Here is a 21,511-nt window from a genome sequence, read left to right as displayed (position 1 = left end):
AAGTTGTTTAGAAATTCGTGAATAGGCCAAAGGAATATGTAGGGGTAACATAGGGTTTTGCGTAGCTCCCCGTTGCACTGCTATAGTTATACCTGTTCAATCCAACGGTCCATACATTGGAAACTTGCGCCTTGACTTCAAAAAGATCGAACCCCAGTTTTTTAAAAAACCCATTGCGAAATGCATACGATGCCGTGAGGTTGCCAATTGTAATATAGTCTCCGTCCACCACATGGCTATCGGAATAGTTATAGGCCAGCATAGCATAAGTATTGGAATAGGAGTCAAGGTTGGGCACATTGGTATCCTCCTCATCTCCCGGTTCTCTCCAGTAATTCCCCGCGCCTTTTAAGGGTCGATAGGAAGAAGGTCTTGCTCCTGGCACAAACACCTTAAAGCCGCCATAATAATTAATCATGGCAAAGAAATACAAATTGCCAATATCCACCCTATTATGGAGTCCTATACTTCGGGTAGGAATTGACGATCCCACATACTTGGATACCCCTGAGTTAGTATCCCCCTGCATAATATCAAACAATTCCTCGGGAGGCAATGCAGTAGAGTACACTTGATCCCCATTGGTCACTTGAGGATACCCCTGATCGTCCAAACCGGCCCAGTTGTATGCGAACATGGCACCAATGGGATACCCCTCTATAAAACCGGCATTATTGTAAAACAAAGGGCTATAATCCAACTCGGCGAACACCTCATCCACCTTACTGGTGTTTTTGGAGAAGATAACGTCCGTGTTCCAATTGAACTTAGGGCTGCCGATCCAATTGGCGTGTAAACCAATTTCCAATCCCTTGTTGGTCACGATCGCTTGATTGAGCAGGGCGGGACTTTCTCCCAAGGTTGGGTCAATTTGGGCATTGGCCAATAGATCGGTACTTTTTTTGGTGTACCAATCCACGGTACCACGGATGTTCTCCAGTATCCCATAGTCCAATCCTATATTTATATTCTTGGTCTCCTCCCATCGTAGGGAACTGTTGACATAGGATGCCCTGGTCAGTGCCACTGAAGCCGGATTCGTCAAATTGTTCAAATAGCGTTCAGCGGTGACCCGGGGAATTGAGTTTTTCGCAAGATTGCCATTCAGTCCGTAGGCAACCCTCAATTTTAATAGATCCAACCATTCCATATCGTCCAAAAAGGGTTCCTTGCTGGCCACCCAAGCGGCACCGACGGACCATAAGGGATTATTCAAATACGCGATGTCCGTGCCGAAGAGGTTAGATCGATCAATGCGAGCACTCCCGCTAAGCGAATACCTGTCCTTAAAGGTGTAAACGACATTTGAATATAGGGACACATAACGGTCATCCACAAACCTTTGTCCGAAATATGAGTCATAAGGGAAAGCGTTCACCCCATAAAAAAAAGGGCTAAAAAAAAGAGATCCCGTGCTTATAAGCTGATAATTTCCCGGTTGTTGCAAAAGGGTTTCATCGTCATATCCAAAATAAGAGGCGGTACCCCCCCTTTCGAGTTCGTTCCTGATTTCCCCGCCCAAGATGGCATTTATGGAATGGTCCTCCCCGACATGCCCATCATAATTGAGTTGCGCCCTCAAGGTATAGTTGGAAGTCGTTGTATTGGTTTCTTTCAAGTATCCTCCTATTGGAATGTTAAAGATCAATTCACCATTCTCATCCAGGGAAGCAAAACGATTGGTCAATTGACGGGCCTGCGATGATTCTCCGTCCGCATAATACCTCTCATTGGTGCGGGAGGTCTCATAGATGCCTCCCACGGAAAGACTGAATGCATTCCCCATATTGTAATTCAAATGGGCCATTATCCTATTGTTGACTGTGTTGGCCTCATTTTTAATATGATGGGCGTCCACCAGGGGATAGTACCGATGGTCCAATAGGCCATTGTTCTGAAGTACCTCGTTGTAGTAAGGATTGACCCCCGACCCATTGGTTACCGCTGTTGGGTTTCCATTGCTATCCTGAAAAGGTTCATGTGGATATATTGCATCAACCGATGGAATTGGGGCAGTGTCAACGTTCCTTACCTGAAAATCCAAGTTCAGGTCCAATGTTAAACGATCGGTTAACTGGAAGGTACTGCGCCCCGAAAGTAATATCCGATTATTCCCATTATTGATCTGCTCCAACCGATTTTGGGTATAATTGGCCGAAAAATTATAGCGCACCTTGGTGCTTCCTCCCGATACACCGAGCATATAGGACTGTGTTACCGCCGTCCTTAGAAATAGTCTTTCATAATCGTGCAGGTTATTGTAGTTGGAAAGTGCATCAAAACGTTCTTCAGCTTGGGCAGGGGTTATCACATTGGCACCTAGTTCTGCCAAAATATACAATGGCGTCGGATAAGAAAACCGGAGCGAAATTGTCCCAAGCCCCTCATAGACGCTTGCCGTACCACTGGGCGTATACCTATTTCGCAGGTACGCCGTGCTTATGGCCGAGGCATCATCTGCCCAGCGGTACCGATCGTAATTGGTTTTGGGGGTAAAACCCAAGGTAGTCCGAAAGGTAAACCTCGGCTCACCCACACTCGCCTTTTTCCGTTCAACAACAATGACCCCATTGGATGCACGTACCCCATAAATGGAAGCGGCTGCGGCATCCTTGAGCACCGTTACCGATTTGATATCATTCGGGTCGAGCATATCGAGTGTAAATGTGGTCGGGTAACCATCTATTACGATAAGGGGATCCGAGTTTCCCAAGATCGTGGAAACCCCACGGATATTGAATAAGTTTCTGGATGTCTCCGTGCCATCCAGATTACTGGTGAATTGGACATCATTGTTGATCAAAAGCCCTGGCAATCTGTTTTCAAGACCATCCGCAAAATTGGTGGTTATCTGGCTCTCGTATGCCTTTGTGGAAATGGTGGCCACACTTCCGGTGCTCTGTTCCGGTTCAATCTTTTGATACCCCGTACTGACCAGTTCCACCCCGTCCAATTCGACCACTTCCTTTAGGAGCACAACATTTATGGTGTCCCTTCCATCTACCTCAACTTCATCACCGACAGACCCAATGGACGTAAAGACAAGGGTATCCCCCCCATCCACCCTATCAAGGGAAAACGTACCATCAATATCCGTGGCCGTTCCTTTGGAAGTTCCTTTGACCACCACAGAAGCCCCTATCAACGGGAGCCCTTCCTCATCGGTTACTTTACCCGATATTGTCCGTTGCCCGCCCTTTGGAGAACCATTGTCCCTTGAATACAAGAGAATCAAATTTCCGTCAAATTCATAAAGAAATCCACCCCTGGCCAAGCTCATATCCAATAAATCTGAAATTTTTATACTACCTCTGGGCACCTCGATTTTAGGGTAATTTTCAAACATGTTCACATTATAGATAAATTCGTACCCTGTCTGATCTTGTATCAAGTCGAATACTTGATCCACCGACATGGAACGGTTGGACTCGATACTTATGACCGGGTCTTGTGCGAACACTTTGCCCGGTGCAAGAGCCAACATAAAGATGCACCATAAAAAAAAGGACAGCCTCATAATTTATCGTTAAATACGCTCTTCAAAAAATCTTATGGACAGCTAATCTAATTATTGTAAATTAGAGAAAATAACGATACATATGGCTAAATGAAAGGGGTTTAGCGCTTTTTTTGCAAAGATTTGCACATCCCTATTCAATTAATAAATATTTGGTGATCGTTGATCTGATAATCAACATTATTTGTTTTTTTAAGGCTTGTCAGTATTTTTTCGATGGCTTGATTCCTGCTGAGCCTACCCTTAAACCGTTGTTGCTTGGTCTTTGAATCCGAGGCAATTTTGATTTCCACATCATACCATCTGGACAATACCCTCATGACTTCCTCCAAGGAATCGTCATCAAAGCTAAACTCTCCATTGATCCAGGCAATTTCTTTGTCCACATTGACTTCCTGCACGGCATAGGACCCGGAATCCCTAAAATAACGCAACTGTTCTTTGGGAGAAAGGAGTTCCCTGGATTCCTGGACCGCTAAAGCAATCGTACCTTCAACAAGGGTCGTGTTGATTTCATTTTCATTCCGGTAAGCCTCAATATTGAATATTGTTCCAAGTACCTCGACTTCCTGCCCTGCGTTCAATACTTTAAAGGCACTGCTTTGGTTCCCTGCACTCTTGGATACTTTGAAATAAGCTTCACCATAGACCAGTTCCACTTTACGTTCCGTGCCCGGTATAAAGTTCACCGGATATTTGATCTTGGTCTCAGAATTGAGCCAGACTTCGCTTTGGTCCGACAGCACCAAATGATATTTTCCCCCTCTGGGAATGGTCAGATAATTAAATCCCATTTCGGAACCCGTTCCTACTTGTGGCCGATAAACAATCCTTGCCCCATCACTTGCTACATTATCGGAAATATAGGTCGCCCCATTTCCGAGCGCCACTTGCATACCATTGCCAAGAGTCAGGGTTGCCTTATCCGTTCCTATCCGTATGTTGTTCTTGACCACGGTTGGCTCCATACCATCGGTTTTGGAATCAAAAAACACAAAACTGATGGCAATCAGCACCAATATTGAAGCTGCCACTGCCGCATAGGGCCAGTACATTTGGAAGGTGGTCTTTTTGTTTTCCCTAAGCTTGCGCTTTACCTGTTCCAAGGCAGCCTCCTCATCAATTGCAGTTAGGCTATAATTGAATTCGAAGTCCTCCTTGACCAAAGCTTGGAATTTCTTGGCATTGCCAGGCTTCTCCAGCCATTTCAAAATTTCTTCAGATTCGGCCTGATCAATCTCATCTGTTAAATACTTAATGATCTTTTTTTCCATTTTTGGGAATGTCATGCATATATTAAGGTAACGACATGAGAAATTAAAAACCTCTAGTTTCCAGATAAAAAATAAAGATAAACATTGAATATTTAACCAAAAATCAATATAAATATCCCAAAAGTCAGGATAGGCTGATTATTTCTGTATATTTCGTATTATCGCCAACCGCTGTATGGAAGACCACGAGTTGATAAAAAGGATTAAGGAGAACGATCTTCAAGCGTATGATCGGTTTTTCAAGAAACATTACAAACCCATGGTCATTTACATCAGGTCATTTTCCAATGATTTGGATGTCGCCGAAGATATTGTTCAAAATGTCTTTATGGAACTCTGGGTCAAACGGAAAGAACTTAGCATCAGTAAATCGGTCAAGGGTTACCTCTATTGGAAAGCCTATACCAGTTTCATTGATCAATACAGAAAGGACAAGCGAAGGCGCGATCTCTTGGAGAAATTCAGGGAAGAGTCCATCCGGGCCGCCATTCCCGAAGACCATGAATTGATGAACAAACGTGCCCATCGGCTTAATGAACTCATTGCATCTTTGCCCCCTACCTGTAAAGCCGTGTTTGAGCTCAACAAAAAAAATGGGCTAAGGTACCATGAAATCGCCGATCGACTCAATATCTCCAAGAAAACGGTAGAAAGCCATATGAACACCGCATTTAAAAAGATTCGGGAAGGATTCAAAAACAGCGGGTTTATTTTGTTCATGATTAGAAAATTAATGTTCAAGGCATAGTACTTCCCTGCGAACATGGGATTTTGCCATTACATTTGGCTTACAAATAATGGTACAACATTAAGATTCATTCTTTTCCTTTGGTCTGAATATAACCTCAAAAGTGTCGGCACCATCAAACATTTGTTGCGCAAATTGCTGGATTGCCTTAGGTGTTATGGAGTCCAGGACATCCTCATGGTTTTTGGGATGGTCCATATCATATCCTTCCAACACATAAGTTATTAACCGCTTCATATCATGATCCATATAATTCTTTTGGGTTTTTCTTGAGTTCTCGTGGCTTCTCAGTGTCTTGCTCAGATCGGATGTATCAATATGTCCATGGCTCATTTTTTCGATTTCCCGATAAACGATTCCGATCAACTTTTCGGTCATTTCGGGATTACAGTCAAAAGCAATGGTCATTTTCGCCTGCTCCTTGGGAATCCTGACCACCGATGTTCGCACCGAAGTACCATAGGTACCCCCTTCGGCCTCCCTTAAGGTTTTCATAAAACGTTGCTGCAACATCGCCGCTACGGTCTGCGACAATACCGTATTCTTCAATGAATACCGCATGCTATTCCTGTACCCGATGTACACGGACGCCTTTGGCTCCTCCATAGCTAGAAAAACTTGTTTTTTAATGGTTCGGCCAAGCCATTTCTCCTCACTGTTCTTCCAATTTTCAGAAGTTTTGTTTTTGATCGGGATACTTGCGATATAGGTTTCCAATAGGGGCCTTAAACATGCTATTTCGATATCTCCGACAATAAAAAATTTAAAATCGGAAGCGGGATTGAAACGTTCGGAATAGATTTTCTGCATTACATTGAAATCCAGGTCATCTACAAATGATCGGTCCCATATCCTGTGCCTGCGGCTTTTATTTCCATAGAGGGCGGTAATTAGACCGTCATTGATTTTATATCCAATATCCTCCTTCTTTATTTTCAGGGTATAGGCAAGATCCTTTTTCAATCTCTGAAAAACCTCAGGGTCCCATCGAGGGCTTACAAATCTGAGGTGCACCAGTTGCAACAAAGTCTCAGCATTTTCCCTTACCGCATGTCCGAGAATGGACTCGCTCTGATCGGATAGCATTATAGCTGTACCCGCTGTTTTTCCTGCCAAAACCTTTTCGAGTTCTTGGGCGGAATACTGTCCCAGGCCAGACTTCTCCACGAAATGCATCAAGAGTGCCGCCGATGGGATTTCCTTGTCATCAAGCAATGATTTACCTCCATAGCTAAAGGCCTCCAGACATATGTTGTTCTTTGTCTTATCGGAATATTTAAAGAAAACCGTGGCACCATTGCTCAATTCGATAACAGTAGCCCCTATATCGTCCAGTTCGCTCTCTCTAACAATTTTTCCGGCCTCGATGTGAACGCCGGCAATTAAGTCTTGATCTTCAGACCTGTCTACATAGGGGGTTATGGACGGATCCTGTTCAGCGTCATCCATAATGGAAATCGCTTGTTGCCTGGATAGATTATCTTTTCCTTCAACCCCGGTGACCAACAATACTTGATTCTTTTTTGTATAGAGCTTTCGAAATTCATTATGGACTTCCATGGCGGTAATCTGCTCGAGCAATTGCTTTACAATGCTGTTTTTGGCCGTAAAATCGGGAATCGTTTTATGTTCGAGGAAGTTTCTTTTGACCAAATCGGCCATATCCTTGTGTGAGAGATTGTCCTCATTGGCCCTTTGGTCCTCAAAGATTTTTAAGAACTTCTTTTTGGCCCTTTTAATCTCCGTATCCGTAAAACCATACTTGACCGCTCTATTCAATTCTTTAATGACCAATGCAAAAGCTTCTTGCTGTACATCCGGGGTCTTGGGGTAGATTTCAATCGAGAACTGTTTTGTACCTCGGGTCAATTTGGAATATTTGACCGATGTATGCAGGAAAGGGACATCCGTTTGTTGTTGACATTCCTTCAGCCTGCTGTTGAGCATGGATAGGGCCATCGACCTAATCAAGGAGGATTTAAAGTCGCCGACCGTATCGGCTCCTGTCCCATCACAATGCTTGATGAAAAAATTGATACCGGTAGTAGCGACCTCTTTGTCCGTGGCCAAGTTATATATCAGTTCGTGGTTTTCGTCCACATTGAAATCATCGCGCTTTTTTGGGTTTTTTACCCTGGGTATCCCTGAAAATTTATTTCTGATTCTCTCTTCCATATCATCTAGTTTAAAATCTCCAATTATTACTATGGCCTGCAAATCTGTGCGGTACCAATTGTGGTAGAACTCTCGTAAGGTTTTATATTCAAAATTTTGGACGACATCCATACTTCCCATAGGCATTCTTTGGGCATAAATTGAATTGTGGAAGCGCGAGGAGGCATGCTTTTCATAAATGCGCAATCTTCCATTTTGTCGTACTCTGTTCTCTTCAACGATTACCCGCCTTTCTTCATCGATGTCTTGCTCCGACAACAATAAATTATTGGACCAACCATACAGCACTTCCAAGCAGGTATTGATTAGGGTATCCGCTATCGGAATATGATTGATATGGAATACCGTTTCATCGTATGACGTATGGGCATTGATATCCCTTCCAAAGACCGCCCCTGCCCTTTCCAAGGTGTTCAAAAGACCTTGACCCTTAAAGTGCGTTCCTTTGAAGGCCATATGTTCCAAGAAATGGGCCAACCCCAATTGTTCTTCATTCTCCAAAACAGACCCTACATTTTGAACCAAGTAGTAACTGGCCACATTGGCCACAACATCGGTATGAAATAGATAATAGGTCATGCCATTGGCCAGCGTATCCGTGCGGACATCTTTTTGGGCAGGCATTGCACTATCCAAATCCTGTCCATGTAAGCCAGCGTTGGTCAACACGAATAGCATAACTGCGAATAAAGGTTTCTCTATAAACATTTCTTCTGGGATAGGGTACGTATGTTTTTGTGCCCTTTATATACATGGACGTCCGCGACATTGGAACAACCCAGAACCAAAGTGTTAAAAAAATGTTAATTATAAATACTTTCCATACACCTCGAAGGAGTTTAACAATGTGTACAAAAAGCAGTCTGGCATCGAACTTTGTAATTTTTTTTTTTTGGATCGTTACCAAACCGTAAAGGACTTTTTTCCATGCTTTGAATACGTTTTGGATAGTGGCATAGATACACAGTTCTTATCCATTAAAATATTCCGACAAAAAATACGGAATGAATGTTCCGTAATTGATTATATTTGCGGAACGATTATTCCATAATTAATTAAAATAACAAAAAATGAGTCGATTAAAAGACAAGATCGCCGTAGTTACAGGAGGTAGCGCGGGCATTGGATTTGCAACTGCAAAAACATTTATTGAAGAAGGTGCCCAAGTGGTCATCACGGGCCGTAATCAAAAAAACCTTGACGAGGCCGTGGGAAAACTCGGTGGACAAGCCACCGGTATTCGTGCCGATGCGGCAAAGCTTGCGGATACTGAAAATTTAGTGGCCCAGGTACAGTCAAAATTTGGAAAAGTTGACATATTGCTGGTCAATGCAGGTGTTTCGTTTCAAGAACCCGTTGGACAGCTTACCGAGGAGGTTTTCGATACTATTTCGGACATCAACTTTAAAGGTGCCGTGTTCACGACCGAAAAATTTGTTCCGATACTCAATGATGGTGCTGCCATCGTTCACCTAACTTCAGTCAGTGCCTATACCTATGCCACGGGAACCAGTATCTATTCCGCGAGCAAGGCTGCATTGACGGCCTACAGCAAATCCGCAGCCGTTGAACTGGCGCATAGAAAGATCAGGGTCAATACCGTGGCGCCTGCCATGACAGAAACGGACATGATCTACAGGGGAGACTTGGGAACCGAGGAAGTACACAATTTCCTAAAGGAGAAATTCATGCCCTTCAATAGATTTGCCCAACCTGAGGAAGTGGCCAAGTTGATCACCTATCTTTCCGCTGATGACGCTTCATTTATTTCGGGCGCTGAATTCACTATTGACAGTGGCGCTTCCGTGAATGCGGTACGCCTATAATTTTTTTATCAAAAAACGGAACATTCGTTCCCGAATTTTTATCTTTGTATGGTGGGGTTAACCTTCCATACAAAGATTTTACAATGGCAAGACCCAGGGTATTTGACGAACAAGAGGTCCTCGACAAGGCCATGGACCTGTTTTGGCGAAAAGGCTACAATGCCACTTCCGCACAGGATCTGGTCGACAATCTTGGTATCAGTCGCTCAAGCCTTTACGACACCTTTGGTGACAAGCATTCCCTTTTTGTCAAGGCACTGCTCCAATACCGAAAGGAAAAAATCGATCCCGCACTGCAGGGAACCGAAGCCATCGTGGATGTGGAAGCCTACATCCGATTCCTTTTCGGGTCCGTTAAGGAAGAGGCCCTATCCGACCATAGCTCCAAAGGTTGCTTTGTGGTGAATTCAGTGGTCGAATTGGCCCCGGTGGATTCCGATATCGCGACGATTGCCAATGCCATCATGCGTGATACGGAAGAGGCACTGTACAAGGTTATTCTGGAGGGACAGCGCAGGGGTGTATTTACAGATGAATATCCGGCCCGTTCCTTGGCCAGATTTATATTCAATGCACTTAACGGTCTGCGTGTGACGGTTAAATTTGATGCGGACAAGAAAATGTTCGAGGATATTGTCAATGTGTCACTATCGGCTTTAAGGGCTTGATTTTATTGCCCTCCCTATATAAAGCTTCCACGGGCACATAACAGGAATACCACCTTACGAAGACGTATTCCCGTTCAGCATGTAAAGCAAACAGCAATCCCCGACTATTTCTTCAAGGCCATTTGATCAAGTGAAGAAAAATTTGGAATTATTTTTTCACCAATTTCTTCTATCAATTCCCCTGCTGGTCGTGAGGCATATTTTAAGTTTAGCATGACATGGTTCACACCATACATTTCCAATAATTTTAAATGGGAATTTAAATATTCCAAACCTGATCTAAATCCGAGATGGAGAGGCGTTGGTTTGGTATTTGGGTCCGTTTTGAGGTCAATGTACAAAGATTGCATGAACGGTTTCCAATCGACTTGACTGTTTTTTAGTGCCTCCTTCCAGAGCTGCATCATGAGTTGCAGTTTTTTAAAATCCCTTGGATAGTATAACCAACCATCCGAATGTTTTGCTATCCAATCCAAGGATTGTCCAGAATGTCCGGTAACAAAAATTGGTGTCTTTTGACGATATTTTGGAAGTAGGTCAATCCCGCCATTGGTCCTGCCATAAAATTCTGAATTGTACTTTGGAAAATCTTCCTGTAAGGCCTTGATATACTGAAAACTGTCCCTAAAGAGTTCTGATTTATGTTCCAGTTGCCGATTGAATGCTGGATATTCAATAGGTCGGTCCCCAGAGGCAACACCCAACACCAAACGTTGATTTGAAAGTAGTTGAATACTGTTCATTGCCTTGACCGTGTGTACCGGATGACGTAATGGCAAAATGATACTGGCACTGCCCAAAGCAATTTTGGTGGTGTGATTCATTATGTGGGTCATATAGACCCAAGGATCATATAATTGTCCCGCATCACCAAAATTTGGATCATTGAACGGCACATCCCTAAACCATAAAGCTTTAAAACCGAGTTCTTCAGCTCGTTTGGCCAGTTGTTCTTGATTTTTCATGGTTGCAATGGAACCACTATAGGCTTCCAAGGGAAATACAAGTCCCAAGGTCAGTCGACCTTTGGTCGCAATTTCAGTAAATGCACTCATTTGAATAATTTAAATATTTGTTTCACCTGCTCATCGTACCAATATTCCCCATCCATAGTTTGGGAACTACCCTTCCGGACCCATTTTTCAAATGGTATTTTTGGGTCTCTTTTATTGGAGCATGCCCTTCCCACCAAAGGTTCCCTGGTTTAAAAAGGGGCCGCCCCAAACTTCAATCTTATTAAATGCTACAATTCCATTAAAAGTGAAAATAGTAGCTCCCTAAATCTTTATTGTGCCAATCGCACACCTGAAAATTGCCATCTTCGATCGGTCTGGAAAAAATTCCTGTACGTCCTGCGACTATGTCCTTTGGGTGTTGCCACCGACGCCCCTCGCAAGACCATTTGATCGACCATGAACTTCCCATTATATTCCCCTATGGCCCCCTTTGCCTTTTTGAACTTGGGATAGGGCAGATAGGCACTTTCCGTCCATTCCCATCGATGTCCCCATTTTATTTGATTGGAAGCCAACTCCCACTCCATTTCGGTGGGCAATCTTTTTCCTTTCCATGCAGCAAATGCGGCTGCTTCATAATAGCTGATATGGCAAACTGCTTCATTGGCATCAATATCCTCAAGGCCCTTGAAACCATATTTCATCCATTGTCCATCTATCCAATGCCAATACAAGGGCGCCTTGATCTGGTTCTTGTTCACCCAATCCCAACCCGATGCGTGCCAAAACCTGAAATCGGAATATCCACCATCTTCCATAAACTCCATATACGCGCCATTGCTGACTGGTTGCGGAGCAATCTCAAAAGCATCCAGATACACCAAATGTCTTCCCTTTTCATTGTCGAAACAAAAGCCTTTACCCTTATGCCCTATCCAACAGGCGCCTTCCGAAAAAGCAATGGGCGTTTCCCGTTCAATCTGTGGTTCATCAAAAATTGACTCATGGGAATAGGCAGGAAACAGGGGGTTGTGCCCCAAGATATATTTGATGTCCATATACAAAAGTTCCTGGTGTTGCTGTTCATGCTGTAGGCCCAATTCCAGAATATCGCACAGTTCCTTGGAAATGTCCGATTTCCCGAGCAGTAGATCGATATGCTCGTCCACGTAGTGTCGGTAACGAAACACTTCGGATACCGTAGGTCGGCTCATATTTCCCCTATCCGTTCGGATCACACGTGCCCCCAAGGTTTCGTAATAGCTGTTGAACACATAATTAAAGTTGGGGTCAAATTCCTTGTACCCGACCAAGTTGGGAAGCAGGACAAAGGTTTCAAAAAACCAGGTCGTATGTCCCAAATGCCATTTCGGGGGACTCACGTCCCCAATGGGCTGCACCACATAATCCTCCGTTTCCAATGGGGCACATATGGCCTCTGTTTGTTTTCTAACTCGTACATAGCGTTCCACCATTCGTTCTTCCCGAACTTTTTCTCTTGGCAATGTGTTCATAGCGTATTCCTTTACATTTCTTTTTTGATTTGCCAGACCGCATCCACAAACCACTTCTTGGAATCATGGATCATTCCGTAGAGATGGAATCCGGTCTGCTCGGCAAGGTTTTGGATTTCCGTTAGGTCGTACTTTTGGGATATCTCCGTACAGATAACTTCATTTTTATCAAATCCGATGGTATGTCCATCGATGCGCACTTCTTGTTTCCGTAAACTGACCAAAAAGCTCTTACATGCCCCACTGATGGGATCATAGGATGGATAATGTTCGAATTGGTCCAAATCAAAATCGGCCATCAGTTCCCGATTGATGCGTTCCAAAAGGTTCAAATTGAATTTCGAGGTCACCCCTGATGCATCATTGTAGGCATTCAATACCTGTTTTGGATCTTTTTTGAGGTCGAACCCGATCAGCACCATATCGCCCGGAGAGAGCAAGCTTTGCAATTGAGCACAAAAGCCCTTGCATTCATCCGGTTCCATATTCCCGATATTGGCACCCAAAAAAAGAACCACTTTTCGATTGTTGGAACGGGAACAGGCCTCTGCCAACATTTCCATATATTCCCCCTCAAAGCGTTGTACTTCCAAATCTGGGAATTCCGATTGCAAGGAACCGCCCAGAATATCAAGAATAGTACCCGAAATATCTATGGGCATATAGTTGAAATTTGTGTTTTCTTGGTAAAGGTGCCGTAGTAAATGAGTTGACTTGAACCCGTCACCTGCACCCAGTTCGATCAAATCGAAGGGTGTTCCGTCCATAGCGACCATCTTGCCGAGCTCATCGGTTTTATTCTTAAAAATGTCCAGCTCACAGCCCGTCAAATAGTATTCGGGAAGCACCATGATCTCCCTGAACAAGGCAGAACCTTTTTCATCATAAAAATATTTCGGGTGCAAATTTTTGGGAGAAGAAGACAACCCCTTCAGCACATCCTCCTTAAAGCGTACAAAGGTCTCCCTTTGAACTCCTGACACTAGCGTACTGCTTCCGTTTAAATCCAATTTTATCCTAATTTTTGGTTTCACTAATTTATAATCCACCGATTCAACCGGCCTTATCTTCGTCGGGAACAACTCCAAGTAGCCATAGATAAACTAAGGATTTTGTTCAATTATCAAAATCCAAGCCTGGTACATCCTTGAGCAAGGCATCAGACCTTGAGCTTGTTCAACATTTCATCCGTAATGCTTTCCGAATAAATGCCATAGCCATTGACCAGTTGCCCTTTTAACTTGTATTTATCCGAAGAAATGGCGTACAGGACGCTGGAGTCCCCGGGATCGCTCATTCCCTCGAAGCGGTAATATTCATCCACCTTAAATTCATCATGGAACACCTTGTATTCACCATTGCGGCATTCAAGGCAATTTTGTTTTAGGTTAAAATCCTCTACATAACCTTCATCCCTAAGTACGTTCATTGCTTGGCTCAACGTATCAAAATCTCTATTCATTATATTATTTTTATGGGTCACTATATTAATTGGTCTGGGTTTTGATCCATGCTGTAATAGCGTTAAGGACCACGGGGGCGATGGTCTGCTCAATTTTCGCATATTCCAGTGGGGACCCCGTTTCCGCTTCCTGAAAAAGATGGTTCAAACCCTTGAATTCCCTAGTGGTAACATTCGAATTTCCTCCCTTATTGATGGCCTTTTTAATGGCTGAAAGGTTCTCTTGGGGCGGAACCTGAAGATCCTTCTCACCATTGATGGCCAAAACAGGACATGTCACTTTACCCAGGTTACTCGATGGGTCGTAGCGTAGAAAATACTTTACCCATGGAGAGGTGAATTGGCCGATCTGTGCGCTAATGAGTTCCACCTTGGTCATGCCTTCCGGAACGGTTACTGCACCTTCTTCCTCCAAGATATCCCTGAGTTCCGATTTTAATCGCGTATCATCTTTGGAATTCACAATGGCATCAAACAGCTTTCCATTGGTCTCGAGCATCTGCTTGATTTCCGGTTCGGGCGTACCCAAAACCCTTTCGATCAATTCCTCCTGCAGTAACAATAACTTATCCCCTCGAATACCCGATCCTGCCATCAAGACCATAAAGGCAACGTCCTTGGAACCTGCCGCGACCATGGGTGCAATAAGCCCGCCTTCACTATGGCCAACGAGCCCGATGGCCTTGCCATCTATTTCCGATCTGGACTTCAGGTAGGTAATGGCACTTACCACATCAGTGGCAAAATCGGCACTGGTAGCGGAAGCAAAGTCACCGGTGGAAGCTCCAAAGCCCCTATCATCATACCGTAAAACCGCAATACCGTTTCTGGTCAAATGATCGGATAGTACCAAAAAGGGTTTGTGCCCCATCAATTCCTCATCCCTATTCTGAGGACCGCTTCCCGATATCAGGACAACGGCCGGAAAAGGACCTTTTTCCCGCGGGAGAGTCAAGGTTCCAGCAAGTGTGATATTGGCGTTCTTGTTTGGAAAGGTGACATTTTCAGCGATGTAAGGATAGGGCTCGGATGGTTCTTGAGGCCGAACAACAGCCATTTCCTCCATAGTTCGCTTCGTCAATGTCAACGGAAAATCTTGACTGTGCTGTGTAAAGGTTCCAACAATCGAACTGTCCTTTAGCACGCCCTGATAGGTAATCCGGGCTGACGGCAATCCAAAAGTGATCTTCGGTCCATCGACTTCCGTCGTTGTAACCGGCATGCCCTTAACGCCTTGGTCGGGACTGTCCAGAGTGGTAATATACCCCTCTGGGCCCTCGGTCACATTAAAGACGACCCGAAGACGCGTTCCTTGGACATCCAAGGTTCCGCCCCATGCACCCGTTACATCTTGGGCTACCAATGATGCTGTTGATAGCCATATGATCAATAATACTATACGTTTTTTCATATTACATTGATTTAAGGTAATATCAACACAAGTTATACTATTTATTTACCACGCCTTCCATAAAGGTCCGGATTTTAGGTATGATTTTATTTCCGTCCTCTTCCAGGGCAAAATGGCCGGTATCATAAATATTGTAGTCAATATTCTTCACATCTTTTTTAAAGGCTTCGGCGCCACTTTCGGGAAAATATTCGTCATTTTTTCCCCAAACAACCAATAGCGGCGGTTGATTGTCCCTAAGGTACTTTTGCCATTTTGGATATAGTTTCAAGTTGTTTTGATAGTCGTACCATAAATCCAAATTGACTTTATGGGCATGGGGACGGTTCATTCTCAAATAATCCAAATGCCAGCTATCGGGGTTCACATTTTCAGGATTGCGGGTTCCGTGGGTGTAGTCCCATCGTAAACCTTCCAATGTAAAAGCAGGTAACAATGCCTTTTCGGTACTGTCGTTCCTATTGGCCCAAAGGTCTTTGATTCCTTTCCATATTTCCCCAATACCTTCCTCATAGGCGTTTCCATTCTGTGTAATAATGGCCGTGATCTTTTCAGGATGCGCCGTAGCGATCCTAAAACCGACCGGAGCACCATAATCCTGCATCATTATCGCAAAAGAATCCAGACCTTTTAACTGTAAAAAAGTATCCATAGTTGCTGCAATGTTGTCAAAAGTGTATTCATAATCGTCCGGTGACGGAAAATCACTGTTCCCGAATCCAGGATAATCCGGAGCCACTAAATGGTATGCATCCGAAAGTTGGGCCAACACCTTTCGATATTGATGTGAAGAGGATGGGTATCCATGCAGCAGCACAATTGTGGGGTTTTCCGGGTTTCCAGCCTCTCGATAGGCAATGTTCAATCCTTGAACTTCCAGTGTTCTATATTTAATCTGTTCCATTTTGCTTTCATTTATCATTGTTTGCTTCTCTACAGTTGAATTCTCTTGACATCCCAATGTGAACATCAATAGTAACAGCAAATACGGTTTTACATTTTTCATGATTGGTTCGCTTTTCCGGTTATACATGCACCTGGCTTTCCACTCGTTGCTTCAAGTCGCTATTCATGCGCTCAAAACCTGACCTAGTACTGATTTCAAGTTGTTTTTTGAACAGGCTTACCAATAGCCCCCTAAAGGTTTCGCTATGGTTGAAAATGGTAGTGCCGTTTCCATTATCCACAAGTTCGAACGTATGTTCTCCATCAAATACACCTTTAAACCATAACTTTCCCAACCAACGAAATTCTTTGTTATGTTCAAAAACCAGTACTGTTGGTTTAAATGTCATATGCCTCCCTTCGGGCGATACAATGCTTACCAAGATTTGGCCACCAACTTTTGGTTTACCCGTAATCCTTTTTATAAAAGAATTCCAATCGGGGTAGTTTTCGAAGTCCATCAAGACCGCCCAAACTTTATTCGGTGGGGCATTTACAATGATTTGTGTCTTGATTTCCATAACGGTCAAATCAATTCTTGATTTTTATTTCAAATAAGAGGTTACCGAGATAGTTCCCGTAATCATTTTTTCAATGGGACATTTTGACCCCATCTCCAACAATCGTTCACGTTCTTCGGGTTGTAGGTTTCCGAACAGTTGGATTTCTTTCATAAAGGTCACCTCACCTGTGGCCATGTTCCTTTTAAAACCGACCTTGATCTCTACCTTTTCCAAATCCCATCCTTTCCTGTCCGCATACATTCGTAGGGTCATCGCCGTACAGGACGCCAATGAGGATTCAAGAAGTTCTGTGGGAGTAAACCCCAAATTTCCTCCACCCACATCCTCCGGTTCATCGGCGATGACAATGTGGTTTCCCGCTTGGATCTCCGTCTTATATTTTTGTTTCCCGATGGTGGCAACACTTGTTTTCATATGCTTTCAGATATATGGTTATTGATTTTGGCTAAAGTTTGTCATAGCCCTTGAATTTTTTACTTACGATGCGCTTCCACTCCGGGTGCCTTCGTATATAGGCAAATACAAACGGACAGAAGGGCAGTAATTCAATTTGCTTCTCTTCCAAATACCGCAAGGTCTTCTCGATAAGTGCACTGGCCGCACCCTGCCCAGATATCTCCGGGTCGGTCTCCGTATGTACCAAGGCAATTTGGTTGCCAAATTCCCCATAATTGGTGAATGCATATCGGCCCTCAATTGCTATTTCAAAACGTCTTTTTTCTTCGTTTTTGACCAGCGGTATATCCTTATATTCATATTCAGTTTTCATCAACCTGTTTATTCTCTATTATTTTAGATAAGCGGAATACATCCAAATCAGCTTTTCCTGCTCACTGATATAATCGTTCATCAAAGCATTGGTACCTGCATCGTTCAATGCTCCGGATTTATCCAATAAGATGCGTTGTTTGGATAAAAGGATTTGAAGCGATGCTATGATTTCCTGCACGGAACTAGGTCCGTCAGTGCTTTGGTCGCTTTCTTTGATTTTTGCCGTTTTCAAATAGGAGGTGAACGTATAATTCGGGGCAAAACCAAGGGTCAATATGCGTTCGGCCACTTCATCAATTTTATGGAAAAGGTCATTGTACAACTCCTCAAACTTTGAATGGAGCTCAAAAAACTTGTCCCCCTGAATGTTCCAATGATAGCCTCTGACATTCTGATAGAATACGGAATACTCGGCCAAGAGATCATTCAGTAAATTGGCCAATTCATTGCTTTTTTCGGTATTTAGTCCAATCTTGTTTATTTCCTTCATTTTTGTTTTTTTATACCCTTATAATTTCCCTCGTCCACGAATTACTTTTTAGGAGACGCCAGGGTTTCGAAAAACCCCTATATCATTACCACTAATTTCCAGTGGGCAATACCAAATGAAATCATAAGGTGGATATTTGATTTTTTCAGTAAATGACAGTGCCATTATAGCTGGCACTGCCATGATTTTTCAATGTATTGTGTTATTCTTCAAACAAGGCTTCGCGTAACATGGCCGAAGCCTGTATCAGCGCTTCCTGTACCCCGGGAATATGGGATAGAGGATTCAACATGCCATAATCGTGGATCATGCCCTGATACACCGTTGTGGTGGTGGGTACTCCCGCTTCATCAAGCTTTCTGCCATAGGCGACACCCTCATCGTAAAGGATATCGTTTTCAGCAACCTGGATCAACGCGGGCGGTAATCCTTTCAGCTCCTCCAGAGTGGCATTGACCGGGGAGACATATTTTTGCTTGCGATCTTCTGGATCGGGAATGTACATATCCCACATCCACTCCATGATCGGGGTGGTTAAAAACCTGCCTTGGCCATATTTTTTATAGGATGGACGGCTCGTATCGGAATCCACCAACGGCCACAGCAAAAGCTGAAAAGCAATTTTAGGGCCATTTTTCTCCTTGGCCATCAAGGAAACAACGGTGGACATGTTTCCACCCACACTGTTCCCAGCAACGGCCAATCTGGAGCCGTCGACACCGATTTCATTACCATGTTCCGCAACCCATTTGGTGGCCGCATAGCCCTGGTTGATGGCCACGGGAAACTGTGCATCCGGCGTTGGTGTATAATCGGGAAATACAGCCGCTGCCCCGCTTCCCACGACCAGATCCCTTACCAGTCGTTTGTGCGTCGGGTAATCGCCTAGCACCCATCCCCCACCATGGAAGAACATGAAAACGGGCAAGATGCCCTTTGCCCCTTTGGGCTTCATGATATGGATGGTGATGGTCTGGCCGTCTTGGGTAATCTCTCTTTCCGATTCTTCGATATCGCTATAGTCGTAGGATACCGATTTCTGGGCACCCACCAACACTTGACGGGCATCTAAAGGGGAAAGTTCCTCCAATGGTGGTCCATCTCCACTGTTCAATACCGCCAAAAATGCGCGGGTATCCTTTGAAATATTGGGGTCCTTTTCCCCTGGAACTGTTTGTGACATCATGCTGTTATTTAAAATGGTTAATAAGAAAAAAAATGCTGTTCCTGCTAATTTGAGCTGTTTCATAGTGTTTCTGTTTTTTGATTTAACATCGTATTAATCTATTTGCCTTAAGGGCCGTTTGACCTGGTCCACATAGCACCAGGCAAACCTGGACCAAGGTTTGGGCAAAATCGAGGTGACCACGGGGTGACCGGTTTCCTCAAAATGTTTTTGTGCATGCTGGTTCGGGGAAGCATTGCAGCACAGCACGGCTCCGCAGGTTTGACAAAGTCGCAAATGGTTCCATTTGCCCCCGGTCTCCACACAAGCCTCACATACCTTTTTACGGGTTGTCTTAAAATCTTCCCGGTCCAAATGCCCGCAATATTCTTCTACATTCTTCATAATACCCTAATCTTAGATATGTACTTTCAGATCGGCCAAATACTGGTGAATCTGGCTTATGGCCATGGAACCTTCCCCCACTGCGGAGGCGACTCTTTTCACGGAACCTTTCCTCACATCCCCGACCGCAAAGAATCCTGGTATGCTTGCTTCCAATGACTGTGGTTTGCGTTGATCGTATATGGAGCATTTGATCATGGCGGATTCCAAAACATCGGGACCGGTATAGACAAACCCCTTATCATCCATGGCCACGATCTGGTTCAGCCAATCGCTGCAGGGTCTTGCGCCAATGAAGGTGAACAGGTTGGAAATCCCAATGGTCTGGGTTTCCCCTTCTGACTCCAGTACCAGGGATTGTAAATGGTGCTCTCCGTTGAGTTGGACCACATTGCTGTTTTTATGGACAATGATATTGGGTGCGGAGTAAATACGCTGCACCAAATAATCGCTCATTTTGGACCCGAGGTCATCCCCGCGGATAATCACATGTACCTCAGCGGCATGGTCCGCCAAGAACAAGGCTGCCTGGCCTGCTGAGTTCCCACCGCCCACTACACCGACCAGTTCATTTTTACAGGCCGATGCGTTCATTCCCGTAGCGGAGTAGAATACGCCACTGCCCTCAAACCTTTCGATGTTCTCGATGGGCAATCTTCTATACTCGGCCCCAGTGGCAGCAATAATCGACCTTGCCTTGATCTTCTTGTTGTTGGAGGCACTCAACGTGAAATACTGTCCATTGTACTCCACCTGTTCCGCTTTGTGGGGTATGGAAATGTTACATCCAAATTTTTGTGCTTGGAGATAGGCCTTATTGGCAAGATCGTTCCCTGAAATCCCTGAAGGAAAACCGAGATAGTTTTCAATTTTTGAACTTTTACCTGCCTGTCCCCCTGGGGCATTGCCATCAATGGTCACTACGGACAAGCCCTCTGAAGCGGCATAAACACTGGCCGCCAAACCAGACGGCCCTGCCCCGACCACCAACACATCATAGATGTCGTCCCCAAAATCCATAAGTACCCCCGTCAATCGTGCCAGTTCGGCAAGGCTGGGATTTTTATATAGTTCCCCGGACATATTGATAAGTATGGGGAGTTCTTCCAAATCAAGATTAAAACTGTTCAATAATTCTTTGGCTTCCTCGGACGCATCGATATTGAGAAAGGAATGCCATATATGGTTCTTTTCCATAAAATCACGCAGGGCATAGGTGTCCTTGGACTTTTCAGATCCAATGATCTTGATACCCCCGACGTACTCCTTCAACATGACTTCCTGCCTTAGGAGAAATGCACTTAGAAGTATTTCCCCTATGCCACTGTGCTTGGATATGATTTCCTTTAAAACCTCTGGTTTGATCCGTAGGACAGAACTTCCCTCTAAAGCATGACCACTAAAGGGTATCCTTCTACTGGAGAGCATACTGTTGTCGCCCGTAAATTCATTGACCTCATGGGTCACGAGTACTTTATCACGATCATGGGTATCCTTAATGGCTACCTGACCCTCGAGTACGATGTAAAAATCATAGTCCCGATCGCCTACCTGGAAAAGTACCGTTTCGCTTTCAAAATTGATGATATCACCATACGCCTTAAGGGTAGTGATTTGTTTTTGTGTCAATATGGGAAATCTAGGGTCGGTCATCATAGTA

At 44.2% G+C, this 21,511-nt stretch carries 19 protein-coding genes; 3 read left to right on the top strand and 16 right to left on the bottom strand.

The annotated features are described in order from the left end of the window. Nucleotides 1–7: 7 nt before the first annotated feature. Nucleotides 8–3,517 (bottom strand): SusC/RagA family TonB-linked outer membrane protein, encoded by a 3,510-nt coding sequence (locus tag GVT53_RS04530; RefSeq protein ID WP_166247629.1) that lies wholly within the window; start codon nucleotides 3,515–3,517, stop codon nucleotides 8–10. 137 nt (nucleotides 3,518–3,654) lie between these two features. After that, on the bottom strand, nucleotides 3,655–4,791 hold the full coding sequence (locus tag GVT53_RS04525) for a FecR family protein (RefSeq protein ID WP_166247628.1): 1,137 nt from the start codon (nucleotides 4,789–4,791) through the stop codon (nucleotides 3,655–3,657). A gap of 175 nt (nucleotides 4,792–4,966) precedes the next feature. Here GVT53_RS04525 and GVT53_RS04520 point away from each other — a divergent pair, with 175 nt between their 5' ends. Beyond that, nucleotides 4,967–5,539 (top strand): RNA polymerase sigma factor, encoded by a 573-nt coding sequence (locus GVT53_RS04520; protein ID WP_166247627.1) that lies wholly within the window; start codon nucleotides 4,967–4,969, stop codon nucleotides 5,537–5,539. A gap of 60 nt (nucleotides 5,540–5,599) precedes the next feature. On the opposite strand, the gene GVT53_RS04515 is transcribed toward GVT53_RS04520, so the two are convergent. Then, on the bottom strand, nucleotides 5,600–8,422 hold the full coding sequence (locus GVT53_RS04515; protein WP_166247626.1) for a M16 family metallopeptidase: 2,823 nt from the start codon (nucleotides 8,420–8,422) through the stop codon (nucleotides 5,600–5,602). 362 nt (nucleotides 8,423–8,784) lie between these two features. On the opposite strand from GVT53_RS04515, the gene GVT53_RS04510 reads away from it, so the two are divergent. Next, on the top strand, nucleotides 8,785–9,540 hold the full coding sequence (locus GVT53_RS04510) for an SDR family NAD(P)-dependent oxidoreductase (RefSeq protein WP_166247625.1): 756 nt from the start codon (nucleotides 8,785–8,787) through the stop codon (nucleotides 9,538–9,540). Between the two features lie 83 nt (nucleotides 9,541–9,623). Next, nucleotides 9,624–10,208: a TetR/AcrR family transcriptional regulator gene (locus GVT53_RS04505; RefSeq protein WP_166247624.1), complete on the top strand. Its 585-nt coding sequence runs from the start codon at nucleotides 9,624–9,626 to the stop codon at nucleotides 10,206–10,208. Between the two features lie 104 nt (nucleotides 10,209–10,312). On the opposite strand, the gene GVT53_RS04500 is transcribed toward GVT53_RS04505, so the two are convergent. From GVT53_RS04500 to GVT53_RS04440, 13 genes are all read right to left on the bottom strand, one after another. Then, entirely contained in the window at nucleotides 10,313–11,263 is a 951-nt protein-coding gene (locus tag GVT53_RS04500) for an LLM class oxidoreductase (RefSeq protein ID WP_166247623.1), read from the bottom strand. A gap of 230 nt (nucleotides 11,264–11,493) precedes the next feature. Continuing rightward, complete coding sequence (gene egtB, locus GVT53_RS04495) at nucleotides 11,494–12,678, bottom strand: ergothioneine biosynthesis protein EgtB (protein ID WP_166247622.1); 1,185 nt, start codon at nucleotides 12,676–12,678, stop codon at nucleotides 11,494–11,496. Nucleotides 12,679–12,689: 11 nt separating this feature from the next. Further along, entirely contained in the window at nucleotides 12,690–13,712 is a 1,023-nt protein-coding gene (egtD, locus tag GVT53_RS04490; protein ID WP_240905142.1) for an L-histidine N(alpha)-methyltransferase, read from the bottom strand. Between the two features lie 125 nt (nucleotides 13,713–13,837). Further along, nucleotides 13,838–14,140: a phosphoribosylpyrophosphate synthetase gene (locus GVT53_RS04485; protein ID WP_166247621.1), complete on the bottom strand. Its 303-nt coding sequence runs from the start codon at nucleotides 14,138–14,140 to the stop codon at nucleotides 13,838–13,840. 25 nt (nucleotides 14,141–14,165) lie between these two features. After that, complete coding sequence (locus tag GVT53_RS04480) at nucleotides 14,166–15,551, bottom strand: alpha/beta hydrolase family protein (protein ID WP_166247620.1); 1,386 nt, start codon at nucleotides 15,549–15,551, stop codon at nucleotides 14,166–14,168. 37 nt (nucleotides 15,552–15,588) lie between these two features. Then, the gene (locus GVT53_RS04475; RefSeq protein ID WP_166247619.1) at nucleotides 15,589–16,557 is read right to left on the bottom strand and encodes an alpha/beta fold hydrolase; all 969 of its coding nucleotides are present in this window, start codon (nucleotides 16,555–16,557) and stop codon (nucleotides 15,589–15,591) included. A 19-nt stretch (nucleotides 16,558–16,576) separates the two neighbouring features. Then, nucleotides 16,577–17,017 (bottom strand): SRPBCC domain-containing protein, encoded by a 441-nt coding sequence (locus tag GVT53_RS04470; protein ID WP_166247618.1) that lies wholly within the window; start codon nucleotides 17,015–17,017, stop codon nucleotides 16,577–16,579. Between the two features lie 24 nt (nucleotides 17,018–17,041). Further along, nucleotides 17,042–17,434, bottom strand: coding sequence for an OsmC family protein (locus GVT53_RS04465; protein ID WP_166247617.1), 393 nt, complete (start codon nucleotides 17,432–17,434; stop codon nucleotides 17,042–17,044). A gap of 31 nt (nucleotides 17,435–17,465) precedes the next feature. Beyond that, nucleotides 17,466–17,789 carry a GNAT family N-acetyltransferase gene (locus GVT53_RS04460; RefSeq protein WP_166247616.1) on the bottom strand — a complete coding sequence of 108 codons (324 nt, stop codon included), beginning with the start codon at nucleotides 17,787–17,789 and terminating at the stop codon, nucleotides 17,466–17,468. 18 nt (nucleotides 17,790–17,807) lie between these two features. Continuing rightward, a complete protein-coding gene (locus GVT53_RS04455) occupies nucleotides 17,808–18,281 on the bottom strand; it encodes a Dps family protein (protein WP_166247615.1) in 474 nt (157 codons plus the stop codon). Between the two features lie 202 nt (nucleotides 18,282–18,483). After that, the gene (locus GVT53_RS04450; RefSeq protein WP_309474620.1) at nucleotides 18,484–19,467 is read right to left on the bottom strand and encodes an alpha/beta hydrolase; all 984 of its coding nucleotides are present in this window, start codon (nucleotides 19,465–19,467) and stop codon (nucleotides 18,484–18,486) included. 93 nt (nucleotides 19,468–19,560) lie between these two features. Next, complete coding sequence (locus GVT53_RS04445; RefSeq protein WP_166247614.1) at nucleotides 19,561–19,851, bottom strand: UBP-type zinc finger domain-containing protein; 291 nt, start codon at nucleotides 19,849–19,851, stop codon at nucleotides 19,561–19,563. Between the two features lie 12 nt (nucleotides 19,852–19,863). Next, the gene (locus GVT53_RS04440; RefSeq protein WP_240905138.1) at nucleotides 19,864–21,507 is read right to left on the bottom strand and encodes an FAD-dependent oxidoreductase; all 1,644 of its coding nucleotides are present in this window, start codon (nucleotides 21,505–21,507) and stop codon (nucleotides 19,864–19,866) included. Between the last annotated feature and the right edge of the window lie 4 nt (nucleotides 21,508–21,511).

Source organism: Flagellimonas oceani (assembly GCF_011068285.1).
GTDB lineage: Bacteria > Bacteroidota > Bacteroidia > Flavobacteriales > Flavobacteriaceae > Flagellimonas > Flagellimonas oceani.
Note: the sequence above shows the minus strand (reverse complement) of the source record. Positions and strands in the feature narration are given on the sequence as shown.

Excerpts from the sequence above, each read along its gene's own strand:
- GVT53_RS04530 (WP_166247629.1), bottom strand. The coding sequence starts at position 3,517 with ATGAGGCTGTCCTTTTTTTTATGGTGCATCTTTATGTTGGCTCTTGCA.
- GVT53_RS04525 (WP_166247628.1), bottom strand. The coding sequence starts at position 4,791 with ATGGAAAAAAAGATCATTAAGTATTTAACAGATGAGATTGATCAGGCC.
- GVT53_RS04520 (WP_166247627.1), top strand. The coding sequence starts at position 4,967 with ATGGAAGACCACGAGTTGATAAAAAGGATTAAGGAGAACGATCTTCAA.
- GVT53_RS04515 (WP_166247626.1), bottom strand. The coding sequence starts at position 8,422 with ATGTTTATAGAGAAACCTTTATTCGCAGTTATGCTATTCGTGTTGACC.
- GVT53_RS04510 (WP_166247625.1), top strand. The coding sequence starts at position 8,785 with ATGAGTCGATTAAAAGACAAGATCGCCGTAGTTACAGGAGGTAGCGCG.
- GVT53_RS04505 (WP_166247624.1), top strand. The coding sequence starts at position 9,624 with ATGGCAAGACCCAGGGTATTTGACGAACAAGAGGTCCTCGACAAGGCC.
- GVT53_RS04500 (WP_166247623.1), bottom strand. The coding sequence starts at position 11,263 with ATGAGTGCATTTACTGAAATTGCGACCAAAGGTCGACTGACCTTGGGA.
- egtB (WP_166247622.1), bottom strand. The coding sequence starts at position 12,678 with ATGAACACATTGCCAAGAGAAAAAGTTCGGGAAGAACGAATGGTGGAA.
- GVT53_RS04485 (WP_166247621.1), bottom strand. The coding sequence starts at position 14,140 with ATGAATAGAGATTTTGATACGTTGAGCCAAGCAATGAACGTACTTAGG.
- GVT53_RS04480 (WP_166247620.1), bottom strand. The coding sequence starts at position 15,551 with ATGAAAAAACGTATAGTATTATTGATCATATGGCTATCAACAGCATCA.
- GVT53_RS04475 (WP_166247619.1), bottom strand. The coding sequence starts at position 16,557 with ATGAAAAATGTAAAACCGTATTTGCTGTTACTATTGATGTTCACATTG.
- GVT53_RS04470 (WP_166247618.1), bottom strand. The coding sequence starts at position 17,017 with ATGGAAATCAAGACACAAATCATTGTAAATGCCCCACCGAATAAAGTT.
- GVT53_RS04465 (WP_166247617.1), bottom strand. The coding sequence starts at position 17,434 with ATGAAAACAAGTGTTGCCACCATCGGGAAACAAAAATATAAGACGGAG.
- GVT53_RS04460 (WP_166247616.1), bottom strand. The coding sequence starts at position 17,789 with ATGAAAACTGAATATGAATATAAGGATATACCGCTGGTCAAAAACGAA.
- GVT53_RS04455 (WP_166247615.1), bottom strand. The coding sequence starts at position 18,281 with ATGAAGGAAATAAACAAGATTGGACTAAATACCGAAAAAAGCAATGAA.
- GVT53_RS04450 (WP_309474620.1), bottom strand. The coding sequence starts at position 19,467 with ATGATGTCACAAACAGTTCCAGGGGAAAAGGACCCCAATATTTCAAAG.
- GVT53_RS04445 (WP_166247614.1), bottom strand. The coding sequence starts at position 19,851 with ATGAAGAATGTAGAAGAATATTGCGGGCATTTGGACCGGGAAGATTTT.
- GVT53_RS04440 (WP_240905138.1), bottom strand. The coding sequence starts at position 21,507 with ATGATGACCGACCCTAGATTTCCCATATTGACACAAAAACAAATCACT.